Source organism: Nocardia cyriacigeorgica (assembly GCF_010868145.1).
Classification (GTDB): Bacteria; Actinomycetota; Actinomycetes; order Mycobacteriales; family Mycobacteriaceae; genus Nocardia; species Nocardia cyriacigeorgica_D.
Genome location: NZ_JAAGUY010000013.1, coordinates 22,350 through 35,814, shown reverse-complemented (window position 1 = coordinate 35,814; position 13,465 = coordinate 22,350). Strand labels below are relative to the sequence as shown.

11 protein-coding genes are annotated in these 13,465 nt (G+C 67.0%); 2 read left to right on the top strand and 9 right to left on the bottom strand.

Annotated features, from left to right (window positions below):
* Window positions 1-32 precede the first annotated feature (32 nt).
* Window positions 33-1,310, bottom strand: a complete 1,278-nt coding sequence (hisS, locus tag GV792_RS16665; RefSeq protein WP_163825045.1) for a histidine--tRNA ligase — start codon at window positions 1,308-1,310, stop codon at window positions 33-35.
* 199 nt (window positions 1,311-1,509) lie between these two features.
* On the opposite strand from hisS, the gene GV792_RS16660 reads away from it, so the two are divergent.
* Entirely contained in the window at window positions 1,510-2,388 is an 879-nt protein-coding gene (locus GV792_RS16660; RefSeq protein WP_163825044.1) for a peptidylprolyl isomerase, read from the top strand.
* Between the two features lie 405 nt (window positions 2,389-2,793).
* Window positions 2,794-3,396, top strand: coding sequence for a hypothetical protein (locus tag GV792_RS16655; RefSeq protein WP_163825043.1), 603 nt, complete (start codon window positions 2,794-2,796; stop codon window positions 3,394-3,396).
* A gap of 69 nt (window positions 3,397-3,465) precedes the next feature.
* Here GV792_RS16655 and GV792_RS16650 read toward each other — a convergent pair whose 3' ends face one another.
* The 8 genes from GV792_RS16650 to GV792_RS16615 are packed head-to-tail and all read right to left on the bottom strand — an operon-like array spanning window position 3,466 to window position 13,414.
* Window positions 3,466-3,852: a DUF4913 domain-containing protein gene (locus GV792_RS16650; RefSeq protein WP_309138525.1), complete on the bottom strand. Its 387-nt coding sequence runs from the start codon at window positions 3,850-3,852 to the stop codon at window positions 3,466-3,468.
* On the bottom strand, window positions 3,849-5,684 hold the full coding sequence (locus tag GV792_RS16645) for a type IV secretory system conjugative DNA transfer family protein (protein WP_163825042.1): 1,836 nt from the start codon (window positions 5,682-5,684) through the stop codon (window positions 3,849-3,851). Before GV792_RS16645 ends, GV792_RS16650 begins: the two co-directional genes overlap by 4 nt.
* 36 nt (window positions 5,685-5,720) lie before the next feature.
* Complete coding sequence (locus GV792_RS16640; protein ID WP_309138524.1) at window positions 5,721-6,329, bottom strand: hypothetical protein; 609 nt, start codon at window positions 6,327-6,329, stop codon at window positions 5,721-5,723.
* A complete protein-coding gene (locus tag GV792_RS16635) occupies window positions 6,326-8,011 on the bottom strand; it encodes a peptidoglycan DD-metalloendopeptidase family protein (RefSeq protein ID WP_163825041.1) in 1,686 nt (561 codons plus the stop codon). Before GV792_RS16635 ends, GV792_RS16640 begins: the two co-directional genes overlap by 4 nt.
* 16 nt (window positions 8,012-8,027) lie before the next feature.
* Window positions 8,028-8,336 (bottom strand): transposase, encoded by a 309-nt coding sequence (locus GV792_RS16630; RefSeq protein WP_163825040.1) that lies wholly within the window; start codon window positions 8,334-8,336, stop codon window positions 8,028-8,030.
* Complete coding sequence (locus GV792_RS16625) at window positions 8,333-10,447, bottom strand: hypothetical protein (protein ID WP_163825039.1); 2,115 nt, start codon at window positions 10,445-10,447, stop codon at window positions 8,333-8,335. Before GV792_RS16625 ends, GV792_RS16630 begins: the two co-directional genes overlap by 4 nt.
* A 7-nt stretch (window positions 10,448-10,454) precedes the next feature.
* The gene (locus GV792_RS16620) at window positions 10,455-11,945 is read right to left on the bottom strand and encodes an SCO6880 family protein (RefSeq protein ID WP_163825038.1); all 1,491 of its coding nucleotides are present in this window, start codon (window positions 11,943-11,945) and stop codon (window positions 10,455-10,457) included.
* Window positions 11,942-13,414, bottom strand: coding sequence for a hypothetical protein (locus tag GV792_RS16615; protein WP_163825037.1), 1,473 nt, complete (start codon window positions 13,412-13,414; stop codon window positions 11,942-11,944). The genes GV792_RS16620 and GV792_RS16615 overlap by 4 nt, the downstream gene beginning before the upstream one ends.
* Between the last annotated feature and the right edge of the window lie 51 nt (window positions 13,415-13,465).

The window sequence follows — 13,465 nt, the reverse complement described above, 5'->3', positions numbered from 1 at the left end:
TCCTCACGGCGGGATGTTCCCCGGGCACGGTACTACTCCGGACGGTGCAGCGCGGCGGTTACCGCACCGACCACCTCACCCAACGGGATCTGCCGCTGGTCACCGGTGCTCATGTTCTTGAGCCCGATGGTGTTCTCGGCCAGATCGCGGTCACCGAGCACGAGGGTGAACCTCGCGCCGGAACGGTCGGCCGCCTTCATCGCGCCCTTCACCCCGCGCCCGCCGTAGGCCAGGTCGACCCGCACGCCGGCGGCCCGCATCTGCGCGGCCAGCACCACCATCCGCTGTGTCGCCGCCTCACCCAGCGGCACCCCGAAAACCTCACAGCGGGCCGGATCGCCCGCCGTCTTGCCCTCGGCCGCCAGTGCGAGCACGGTGCGGTCGACACCGATGCCGAAGCCGATCCCCGACAGCGCCTGACCACCCAGCTCGGCCATCAGGCCGTCGTAGCGGCCGCCGCCACCGATACCGGACTGCGCCCCGAGGCCGTCGTGGACGAACTCGAAGGTGGTCTTGGTGTAGTAGTCCAGCCCGCGCACCATTCGTGGGTTGACCACGTAGGGCACGCCTAACGCGTCGAGGTGGCCGCGGACCTGCTCGAAGTGCGTCTTCGCCGACTCCGACAGGTGATCGATCATCAGCGGCGCGTCGGCCGTCATCTCACGCACCTGTGGGCGTTTGTCGTCGAGGACTCGCAGCGGGTTGATCTGGGCGCGGCGGCGGGTGTCCTCGTCCAGCGGCAGCGCGAGCAGGAAATCCTGTAGCAGCTCGCGGTACTGCGGGCGGCAGGTGTCATCTCCGAGGGAGGTGATCTCGAGCCGGAAGCCGTCGAGGCCGAGGCCGCGGAAGCCGGCGTCTGCCACGGCGATGACCTCGGCATCCAGTGCCGGATCATCCACGCCGATGGCCTCGATACCCACCTGCTGCAGCTGACGGTAGCGCCCGGCCTGCGGCCGCTCGTAGCGGAAGAACGGGCCGGAGTAGCACAGTTTGACCGGCAGCTGACCGCGGTCGAGCCCGTGCTCGATGACCGCCCGCATCACACCGGCGGTGCCCTCGGGCCGCAGCGTGACACTGCGATCACTGCGGTCGGAGAAGGTGAACATCTCCTTGCTCACCACGTCCGTCGACTCGCCGACGCCACGCGCGAACAGCTCGGTGTCCTCGAAGATCGGCAGCTCGATATGCCCGTACCCGGCGAGTCGGGCGGCGCGGATCAGTCCGTCGCGCACCGCGACGAACTCGGCCGAGCCGGGTGGCACGTAATCCGGTACCCCCTTCGGGGCGGAGAAGCTGCTGGTCTTGGTCACGATGGGCCATTTTCCCTCACCACCGGGCCTCGAGTCCAACCGGTTATCCCGCGCCGGTCGCGGCAAGTGCCGGGTGGTCTCAGGAAGAGATGGCACACTCTTAGCCGAAACCGACACCTTCGTGGTGAAGAAAAGCCATAGCGAAGAACAGCGCACGGCCGGCCCCCGAGTCCGGTCGCCGCACGGGAGGAACGTGGTAGTGCCGAGCAACGAACAGCGTCGAGCGGCAGCGAAACGCAAGCTGGAGCGCCAGCTGGCCAACCGGGCCGCGCGGGCGCGCAAGCGCAAGCAACTCACCATCGCCATGTCGGCGCTCGGCGTCGTCGTCGCGGTCGCTGCGGTAACCGGTGTGTATTTCCTGACCCGTGGTGACGACAGCGAGAACACCGCCTCCGAGACGCCGGACGCATCGCTGTCGAGCACCCCGATCGCCGCGCCGCCGCCGTCGGCGCAGGCCAAGCCGGCGACGGTCGGCTGCGCGTACCCCGACAGCCCCAAGCCGGCCGACAAGCCGGCCGAGAAGCCGCGCACGGACGGCATTCAGACCGCCGGCGACAACGCCACCCTGAGCATCAGCGTGGACACCAGCCAGGGCCCGATCGGCCTGACTCTCAACAACGCCGAATCGCCGTGCACGGTGAACAGTTTCGCCAGCCTGGCCGGTCAGGGCTTCTTCGACGGCACCAGCTGCCATCGCCTCACCCAGGGACCCGGCCTCGAGGTCCTGCAGTGTGGTGATCCCACCGGCACCGGCATGGGTGGCCCCGGCTACCAGTTCGACAACGAGTACCCCACCGACCAGTACGCGCCGACCGATCCCGGCCTGCAGGAACCCATCGCCTACAAGCGCGGTGTCATCGCCATGGCCAACGCCGGGCCCGGCACCAACGGCAGCCAGTTCTTCCTGGTCTACGGCGATTCCCAGCTGCCGCCGAACTACACCATCTTCGGCACGATCGACGAGACCGGCCTCGCCACGCTGGACAAGATCGCCCAGGGCGGTCAGGACGAGTCCAACGGCCCCGGCGACGGCAAGCCGATCCTGCCGGTGACGCTGAATTCGGTCCGTATCGACTGACCGCACCCTCACTCGGATCGGGCCCGGTATCGCATTGCGGTACCGGGCCCGATGCGTGGCGGCACGCCCGTCGAGCACTCTCATCATCCGGTACCTCCGCGCGCCGGCCGAAGATCATCCGGCGAGTTTCGTTCCGTGCCGGAAATGTGCGATATATGCTCATGGGCGGCACGCTCGTACGACTCCACCCGAAGGTTGTCGGGTAATCTCGTAATACGGAGTGCGCGTAGCGAAGTCGGCTGCGCGCCTCCCGGTGTTCGCACAGGTAAGCCACGACATCGCCGGGCGGCCACCTTTCGCATGGCGGTTGTATCGATGACGTAAGAAGTCGATGACATATGAAGCGGCGTTCATGACGAAGCACCACAATCATCCATAGGGATCACCGCAGCATCGGGAGCAGCCATGTCCGAGGAACTGGACGATATCGGCCGGGAAACCGCGGCCATGATGAAGACCATGTTGCAGATCGCGACCTTGGTCGCGCTGAAAACCCGGGAACGTGGTCAGAAGGAAGCCGAGGCCAGGGCCAAGCTCACCGAGGCCCGCATGAAGGAAGCCCGCGAGATGCAAGTCCGCGAGGCCCGCGAATCCAAATCCAAGGATCCGCGGAATATGGAACTGGCCCAGATGGTTTCCCGGCCCGCGCCGGAGAAGACGATGAGTGCGCCCGAAAAGGTCGCTTCCGTCGCCATCCAACGGGAGGCGGGGCCGAGTCGGGGCGTCTCGTTGGAGAAGGACCGGTTCGCCTTCACCGGCCAGGCGGGGCAGGTGGCTGCGGCCGCCCAGCCCGCCATCCGCTACGACTCGGTGGAACGGCGGATGGCGCTTGCCGCCCATCTGGCGAAGATCGGTGTGGCACCGGAACTCGCCGCCGTGCGGATGCTCGTCGAGGTGGGCCAGGCGAAACCGCCCATCGAGGCAGTCCGCACGCGGCCCGAATACGCGCCCGCGGTAACACGGGCCAGGGAAGAAGAACTGATCCGCGGCCTGGAACGTACCCGCTGATCCAGACCCACCGAACGCACAACGCCCCGCTGGAAACCCAGCGGGGCGTTGCGGTCGATGCCAACCATTTCAGGAACGGAAATCCGGCTCGGCCGGATTGCTGAAGAATCTATCGTCGGGGGTGGTCAACGGCAGCGGGACGAGCATGTCCTTGTGGCCATTTCGGACACTGCAGTACTTGAACGGCCCCTTCGGGTCGAACAGCTTGGCCATGTGCTTATCCGCATGGTCGAGGAACCACACACTGATTCCGGTCGCCGGATCCTGACGGAAATGCTCCCACGCCCGCCACAACGCATCGAGCCGTGCCACCGCCTCGGCATGTTGCCACCACTCCGGGCACCACACCGTATCGCTGAGATCGCTGACCTGCCTGCGATATACCACGCTGAGGTAATTCTCGACGAAATCGACTACGCCCGAATAGATCAGACCGTCTTGCTCGTTGTCGCTCACAGTGGACGGACCTCCTCAATCTTGCCGTTCCCATCACCCTGATCGGGCGGCGGGGTCGCTTTCACCAGTGACGGCGAGCCGATCAGATCCGTGATCAGCGTCTTGCGCTGCGGATCGTGCTCCACGATCGAGTTCTTCACCTCGTCAGCGTATTCGCCCTCCCACCACGGAACAGTGCGCACCAGTACCGGCGGCGCACCCGAGGGGAAGACGATGACGCGCCCGCGCGGCAAGGTCGCCAGCGCCTGCACGGTGAAGGTCTTCGACGACCCCAGCGAACGCGAATAGCTCTTGCCGCCTTTGGATTCCGACACCGAGGCCGAGATCGCGGAATGCTCACCGATCGCTTCGGAACGCTCACGCAGGAAGTTCGTATCGTCCACACCGCTGCCGAGCACCTTGATATTGGCCGCCGACCACAGGGCGTTCATACCCGCATCGCCCCAGCAACGCACGCCCTGCGCCCAGGACTGCAGCACTGTCATCACGACGATGCCGCGCGAGCCGAAATGGCTGTACTGCTTGGGCAGGTCCTTCCAGCGCACGACGTTGGCCGCCTCGTCCAGCACTGCGAGCAGCGGGATCGGCAACCGCCCACCCGCCGACCTGGATGCCTTGCGCATCGCTACGTCGATGACCGCCTCGGTGAGCGCACTCACCAACGGCGATGCGGAACCGCGGCCTTCCAGCGAGAGGCTGTACAGCGTGCCGTTGCGCTCGATGAAATCCAGTTCGTCAAACTGCTGCCTGCCACCCTCCGGCGTCACCCAGCTGTGCACATTGGTCAGCTTGAGACAGCGCACCATCTTCTTGGCGGTGCCGAAGATGCCGCTGCGTGTGCGTTCGTCCGTGTTGTATTGCGATGCCAGACCCGACGCCGTGTAGTGGTGTCCGGTGTCGCGGAGCAAATTGATCGGCTCGATGTTCCGCGGATCGGTCACCCATTCCCACACCTGCGTGATCGGCCGATTACCGACCGCGGCGGCGAGGAACAGACCCGCCAGCAGATCCTCGGCCTCAGGATCGAAGAACGCATCCGTCTTGGCATCGGAGCCATCGTCACCGTCGGCGAAATGACCTGCGAGGCGGGCCGCTCGCATTTCGCACCCTTCATGCCGTGCGTCCACCCAGGCCAACGGATCCCAGTACCAGCTGGCCTCCTCACCCGCCACGCCCTGCGGGTCGAACACGAAGGTCGGCGAACCCTTGGCTTCGCGCACGTCACGGGTCGCGTCCACCACATCACGTTTGTTCGAGGTGGCGAGCACAGGACCGATGGCAGTGAGGATGGCCGGAATCACCCGCGAGGTCGACTTACCCTGTCGCGGCCCCCAGATATCGAGGTGCAGGTCTTCATAAGAGCCGTACAGCATCACACCGTCGGCGACGCCGATGCCGATCGGGACGCCGGGCGCGTCATCGTAGCCGAGGCGGACACCGAGTTGCTTGGCCTTCTCTCGCACACCGGATTCGGTGAGCGAGGCGATAGCGCCGCCGTTGCCCATGACATCGGCTTTGTCGTCGACGCCGAGCCTGCCCTTGCTGCGGTTGGCCTTCATCCGACGCCGGGCGATCACGATCCCGGCGCCCGTCGCGATGACGAGCAGTACGATCACCGTCGACGCGCGCGGCCATTGCAGATTGCCCCGGATCAACCCGGCAACGATCTCGATCGGGTTCACCGGGATGTCCTGGCGCGTCACCGCGAGCATATTGCCCAGATGCAGGGCCAGCCACAGTGTTGCGAGGATCGCCCCCACCACATAGATCAGGATGAGGGTGGCGTCGGGTCCGACAACGGCCGGATCCTTTACCGGTTTCTTCTTCGCCATACCTGCCTCCTGATGGTTCCCGTGTGGAAAGCGTTGTCACCGATAGCCGTCGAGGCGCCAGCCGTCCGGTGTGCGGACGACGGTGGCAATGACGGTGGCGGGCGGGAGTTGCTCTTCGCGCCCGTCCGGATAGACGACGGTCTGCTCGATACCGATCTTGAACTGCTGCACATTCGGGTCCGCGCCTGCCGGCGCCTTCTCTCCCGACGCGAACGTGAACGCCTCGACATGGGCGCCCGCGCGCGCCCATTCCGCCCAGCGCAGCGTCGGTTTGGGCGTTTCGCGAACATCGGTCGAACCATCGACGACCCGAGTCAAGCTGGGGCCGAGCCATTGACGCGCACGCACCAGCGAGGCGCCCTGATCTTCACTGACCGGTTTCCAGGTGTAGATCTCCTGCAGAGCCGCGACCGCGACTCCCTCGGGAGTCACCGGGTCCGGCGCCGGAACGGCTTCGAGCCGACGGGTCGTCGAGGTGGCGGGTCCGTCGCCCGGACCCGCCTGCTCCTGCTCGCGACCGCAGGCCGCGCTCAGCATCGCGATGCCAGTCACCAGCACCACCACCAGTTTCGCGTGCGCCGATACCTTGTTCTTCCAGGCTAACCGCCCGCGCCGCCCGTTCGGCACTACCGCACGCGTGTTCACAACACTCTCCTCGCTCGCGCGTCGCCCGGCACGGGCACCTCCGCGACCCCGCCCGCGGAATTCGCGTCCGCGCCGGGTGCCGAACGGATCATCTGCCCGTCACCGGCGTAGATGCCGACCTGCGCGGGACCACGCGGACCGAAGTCGCTGAATACCAGGTCACCCGGCTGAATCCCGCTCAACGACACCTCGACGCCTGCCTCCCATTGTTGTTCGGAGGTGCGGGGCAAGGTGATCGCGCCCGACGATGCGGCGAAGACCGCGGCCGCGGTGAGGCCGGGACCGTCGAGGCCGCCACCGGTCGGTCCTTGCGGGCCACCACCGCCCCACACATACGGTGTGCCGAGCCAATCGTGGGCCGCTTCGACGACCTGGCTGCCGCCTGACCCCTCACCCGGGGTGAATCGCCCGTTCGCGCCGGGTGCGCGGTACTGCGGTTCCATCGCCAGGATGTTCGCCACGTAGGGATGAGTCTCGGAGTAATGGGCGGCAACCTGATTCGGCATCCCCCCGGAGGCGAGCACCGCGCCCTCGCCCGCGTTGTACGCGGCCAGTGTCAACGACACCAGGTCGCCTTGTACGCGGCCTTCGGACATCCAACCGGTGATCTTGTGCGCTATGGCGCACATATAGCGTCCCTGGCCGACGATGGCGTCGCCGTCGTCCCACACACTGGCGACACCGTTACCGTCGGCGTCGATCACATATGGTTGCCCGTCATCGGGATTGATACTGGCCGCCGTCCCCGGCAGGAACTGTGCCAGACCCTGCGCACCCGCGGGTGAGGTGGCGCCGCGACGGAAGCCGGATTCCTGCCTGCCCTGCGCCGCCAGCAGTGAGGGGGTGACTTCCGGGCAGATCGAACCAGCGCGGCGATACCAGATCTCGAGCTCCTGCGGCACCTTGCCGTCGGCCAGTGCACCGCCGGCACTACCGAATCCACGGACGCAGCGAGGATCGGCGGAGAAGGCGCGTGCGCCACCGACATCCGGTGTCGGGGCCCCTTCCAGCCATGGCATCGGGTCGATCTGGCGGCCCCCGGTGAACCGACCGCCCGGCACGACCTCGAAATGCAGGTGCGGGCCACTGGACTCGCCGGCCGACCCGACGTAACCGATGTGCTGGCCGGCGCGGACCGTTTCGCCGACCCGCACCAGCACCCCGCTATCCCACATGTGCCCGTATACCGCCGAATAGGCGCGACCGTTGGTGTCGACGGAGTCGACAACGATCCAGTTGCCGAACCCGGAGGCCGGACCGGCGGCGACGACACGGCCATCGCCGACCGAAAAGATCGGGGTGCCATCGGAGGCCGCCATATCGACACCCTTGTGCCCGCCGCCGCGAGAACCGAAGACATCGGAAATGCTGTAAGTGCCAGTGGCCAGCGGTAATGTGCGACGCAGCGAGCCAACACCGGCAGCAAGCGACGGCGTCGCGGTCACGGCCGGATTCGCCTGAGCCGCAGGACTACCCGAAGCGGGCGCCGACGGCGAGGAACCGGCGGCCCGCGGATCGCCGGGCGCATAACCACCCAGCGGCGGCAACATCGTCTGGGATGGGCCGAGGACGGAGCCGCCCTCACAGGGATCGTCCACCGACGGCAGCACGATCACCACCACCAGCATCATCAGTCCGAGCATCGCACCGACGGCCAGCGCCAGCACCGAACGCACGTTCATGACACCCTCGTAGGGTTCACGTGCGGCGCCGGGCTTCGTTGAGGGTGTCGGCCAGTGCCCTGTTCATCTCCGCCGCGGCGGCCAGCTGCTGCTGTAACAGTGCGACCTTGCGCCGCAGAGCCACCGCGTCCATCCGTTCCAGCCCCGGCCCCTCCGCGGCACGGACCCAATTGCGCACCGAATTGGTGTGCACGCCGATCTGCTCGGCGACCACCCGGCACGCCTCGGATTCGCTGCGCAACTTGTCAGTGAGCGCGATGACCTGCTCCACGGCGGCGTCACGCACCTCGGGCGAGACCTTGCGATAGGACCGGTGCGGCATCATGCGGCGCTCCCGCCCGCCGAATCCGAACCGCCGGGGTCGGAACCATCCGCTGAGCCTGGAACCCGGTTGAACTCGTCGAACCGCTGATTGGTGTCGTGGATCCCGCTTTCCTTCTCCGACAGCGTGAACTCCATGTGGAACGGGATACCGGGCCTGCGATCCTCACCGATCTTGAGCAGGAATTTGCCGGTACCCGGCGGGGACGGCCGCACCTGCCCCGGTTTGAGCGCCTCACCCGTCAGTGCCTGCGGCGCCGACCAGCCGGTGACCATCTCCTCCTCGGCGGAGGTGAACGGGATCGTGCTGTCGAGCCGTTTGATTTCTTCGGCGGGCAGGGCGCCGAAGATCTTGGCGCGCGCACGCTCCAGGAAGCCGAGTGCCTTGGCGATCGCCGCTTCCGAACCCAGCGACTGCAGATCCTTGATGGTGTGGCTGATCATGATCAGCGCGGTGGCGATACCGCGTTGCAGGCGGGTCAGCTCGTCGACGCGGTCAACCATGAAGTCGCCGAGGCCGAGCACTTGCCACAGCTCGTCCATCACGACCTGGAAATAGCGTTGCGGCGCCATGCCCGCGTCGGTGAGTGTGTGCGCGGCCTCCACCGCGGCGAAACCGTCGGCCCAGCAGGCCAGCATGACTGCGGCCTTGAGCTTCTTGTCGCCTTGCGGAATATGCGAGACATCGATGCAGACGGCGACCGAATCGGTGTCGATGGGCACCGAGGTCTGGCCGTTGAAGACGGCGCCGAACGGGCCCTGGGTGAGGGCACGCAGCGATCGGCGCAGATTCTTGATCGCGACCTGATATTCGGCTTCGTTGTCGGCGCCCGCGTCCAACATCATTTCCTCGCCGCCCGCGACGATCACCTCGAGCAGGTTGTCCATGATGGGCGGCTGATCCGGGGTGAATCCGCTGCCCGGCAGGTACAGGATGCGCAGGGCCGTGGAGATGAGCGTCTCCTCGAAATCACGCACCCTTGCACCGCGAACCAACTCCACCAGACCCGCGATCAGTGTCACCTGACGGGCGCGCAGATCCTGCAGCACCTGCAGTTGCAGTGCGGGCAGATGATCCAGCTGCGGCACCACCGAGCCGAGCACGCCCGCGGCCAGCGGATTGAGTTTGCCGTGCCCGTAACCGAGATCGATCACCTGGCCGCCGACCATCTCCACCATTTTGCGGTAGTCCGGTTTGACGTCGGCCAGGATCAGCGGCGTGATGCCCTGTGCGATACCGCCGAGCACGATCCGGCGCACCAGCGAGGACTTGCCGAAACCGTTGAGCCCAAGCACGAACAGGCTGGGCGCGGTGATGAAACTGCCGCGCATGAACCAGTTCATCGGGTCGAAGCACACCGGCGCCCCGGTATGCAGATGCGAGCCGAGCGGGGTACCTATCAGCGGTGCGCCCGCACCGACCGACCACGGCCACAGGCCCGCGACCTGGGCGGTGGTGGCGCGGTATTCGACCGGGCGCCCCACCACGTTCATCCGGCCACCGCCAGGGCCCGCGTAACCGCGATCGGTCAGTTCGGCAACCTGACGGTCGAATCCGTCCTCGAAGGTCTGCTCGGCGCGCGCAGCATAGTTACGGCGGCGGATATCGTCGGTGCGCACGCGGAATGTCGCCCACGCCGCGCGCAGCCCGGACTGTTCGCGGCTGATCATCTCCAGCCGGGCACGCGTCTCGTCATCGAGCAGCGGTGGTCCGGACTGTTGACGCTTGTCCGCCTTGGCTTTCGCCCGCTGAGCGGCACGGTCCTGTGTGGGGGTGCGCATCGCGCGGTCGGCGGATTTGTCGAATGCCACCGGACGCGCGCGATTCTGGTCGGCGCGCTTGGGCCGGGCTCGGCCGCCGCGGCCGGATCCGTCCGCAGCGCCTGCCGCATCGGTCCGCGGAAGGTCGGCGCGCGAGCGTTCACCGTCGGTCCGCGGTGCGCCTGTGCGCGGGCGTTGTCCACCCGCGCGAGGGGCACGCCTGGCGGGGTCCTCCCGCGTGGATTCGCGCCGACGCTCGGGCCTGGCCCATTCGTCGTGGTCGGCCTCGGGCCGCCGAGTCCGGCGGACGGCGTCCTCGCGCTCCCGTACGGGTGGCTCGTGCTCGCGTGCCATCAATCGCTCACCCCGCAAGTGCTTTCGGAATCGTCGCGTGTTCGGGCAGGATCACTCCGCAGCCGAGTGAGGCCGCGAAGGCCGCCGCCTGATAGCGGTAGCACCGCCGGATCTTCAACCGCGCCTGTGTGGACAGGTCACGGGTGATCGCTTCGATCCGCGGCAGATCGCCGCGTAGGGGCTCGGTGATGGTCACCAGCGCCCCGAAGCGGGTCACGCCGTGGCCACGCGCCTGCTCCTCACGGGCCTGCTGGGTGGCGCCGACCCGCAATGTCGCCGACGCGGAGACGACTCCGCGTTCGCTCTGCTGGGCCACCAGCGCGTTCTTGAAGTCGTCATCGACGATCTCGGCGGCGTCGGCGGCTGAATGCGGACGGTACACGATGGCGATACGCTTGCGCGGCACTTCGGGATTCGGCGCAAGCAGCCGCTGCAATACCCGTTCGTCGACAGCGCCCTCCGGTGCCGCGTCCATCTCCCAGGTGACCGAACGGCCACCGTCGTGCACGAAGTGATCCCATTTCTCGTCATGCGAGATCGGGCCCGCATCGGCCCAATCCAGCCCGTGGCCGTCGGGGTCACCGGCGGCGACCTCGAGGTCGGCCTGGGCGGCAGGATCGTAGCTGCGCCGGATGAACGAGATCACCTCATCGGCCGCCATGGGCTGGGCCCGCACCCCCGCCTCGGCGAGCGCGGCGCAGATACCGGGTAGCCTGCGCCCGATCTCCACCGCTTCCTCGGCCGGGTTCTTGCGCCGTTCGGCCGTGGTGGCCTTGAAGGTGATCGCCACGCGCGGCAGCAGCTGCACCCGCTCCTGCGGCAATTCGGTGGCCAGCTCGTACATCACCTGCTGGGCCAGCTCGGGGGCCTCCGGCCGCGTGATCGTGGAAACCTCGGTGAGCAGCCGGTTTCCGGTTTCGGGCACGGTATCGATGACGGGCACGACAGCGACGATGTCGCTGGTCTGGCCCACCGAGGCGAGGAAGGTGCCCCAGGCCGACACCCAGCGATCGATCACCGGCTGATCGACCGCCTCATGGCCTTGCGGCCAGGCCCGCAACACCACCGTGTACTGGGCGAACTGCGGCAGGTGGATCATGCCGAAGCTGTACCCACCCGCGTCGATGCCCTCGTACAACTTCGACGGAGCCAGCAGTCCTGGCAGCCGGGTGACCCCGCCGGGAATCCGGGAGAACCTGCCACCGCGATACACGTGCTCGCCGCGACTGCGCGAACGCATCCAGTTGAACATCATCAATCCCGTCTCGTAGCCGGAGCGGCCCCCCGTCCGCCACACCAGTGGAACCATCACCGCGATGCCGACGCCACCCACGATCAGACCCCACTGGAAACCGCCGACCATCGCGGTGATCAGTGCGGTGATCACGACGACGAAACCGAGCACGGTCTCTTCCCAGCGCAGGCCGAAAAGGCCTGCGCTGCGCGGTTTCTGCCACAGGCCGTAGGAACGGCGCTCGTAGGTGTCAGTGCTCGTCATCGCGGAATGGTGCTCCTCCCGAGGTCGGGTGCGCGGTTGGCCCAGCGGTCACCCGCGACATCACCCATGGCTTGATCTGCGCGGCTCATACCGGCCGTCGCGGCTCGTGCCGCCCCGATCCGACCTGCCGCGGCAGCCGCACCGGACGGTACCCCGGCCGCACCCCCGGGCCCGCCGGAGGCTCGTGGTGGTTCGCCCGCGCCGCCGCCACCACCGCGTGGCGGCGGAGTGGGACGTGGCGCACCACCGCCGCGTCCGCCTCCTCCGCCCGGCGGCGGGCTGCCCGCCCCGCTGACGAAGCCTGCCGACCCCGGCGTCGCGGTGCTCTTGACGCCGACAGCCTTGGTGCCCGCCAGGGCTCCGATGCCCGCCGCCGCCAGCAGCGTGCCGCCGGTTGCCGTCAGACCGGAACCACCGCTACCGACGATCGCGACGGCAGGCGTCACCAGGCGCATCAGTGCGGGCAGCACGAACGCCACGCTGCACAACAGCACGATCGACACCAGCATGCGCTGCGCCTGTTCGGCATCGGGCAGCCCGGAGGTGCTGGTCAGCTCGTCGACGTGACCCGCCGTGGTGAAGGCGATCATGTACACGATCGCGGCGACGGGTTTCCACAACATGAAGGCGATGATCCAGCCAACCAGCTTCTGATAGGACTGCTTGCCGGTACTCATTCCCGAGGCAGCGGCCGCGAGCGGCAGCACACCGGCCGCGATCACCAGCAAGCCCTGCCGGACGATGGCGAGCACGATCTGCGCCAACGCGCCGAGCAATCCAACGATCGCGATGATCAGCACAAGACCGGGCGAAAAGGCTTGGAGCTTACTGGTTTTCACCATCAACTCGGCCAGGTTCTTGGCATTGCCATTGGTGGAGTCGGTGATGATCCATTCGGCGAAGCGGTCCGAGGCGATGGTTCCAGCCACGATCACCGCACCGAGCATCCATGAACTGAACACCACGCGCGCGAACATGCGAAACGATTCGGCCGCCTCGTTCATCACGGCCCCGCGTCTGGCTTCTGCCAATCTGAGCCCCGAGATCATCACCGAGGCGATGAGTAACAGGATCTGCACCTGATAGGTGTAGTCGTTGATCTTGGTGAACAGCGAACCGGAATCGCTGACCGCTTCGTTGGGCACCTTCATCCAGAAGGTCAGCGCGAGGATGATCGCCTCACCGAGACCGTTCATCAGGGAATCGACGACCTTGCCGAAGGTCGAGTCCCAGGCCTTGTCCTTGACCGCCGTGGCGGCCTGGTCCGGATGGGAGGCGGCATTGCCCGCCTTGCACACCGCCGAGGCGGCATCACCGAGCGATACGCCGGGAATACCGACATTGTCGAGGGTGTCGTGGATTTCGTTGCACGCCTCGTCGAAGCCGTACGTCTGGCCATAGGCCACCGTCGGCGTCGCGATCATCACCGTGAAGATGACCGCGAAGATCGTGACAATTCGCCTCACCATGTCAACCCCTCGTTGTCGTGCGGGGAATCGGTCCGGTCCAGCTGTTCGCCT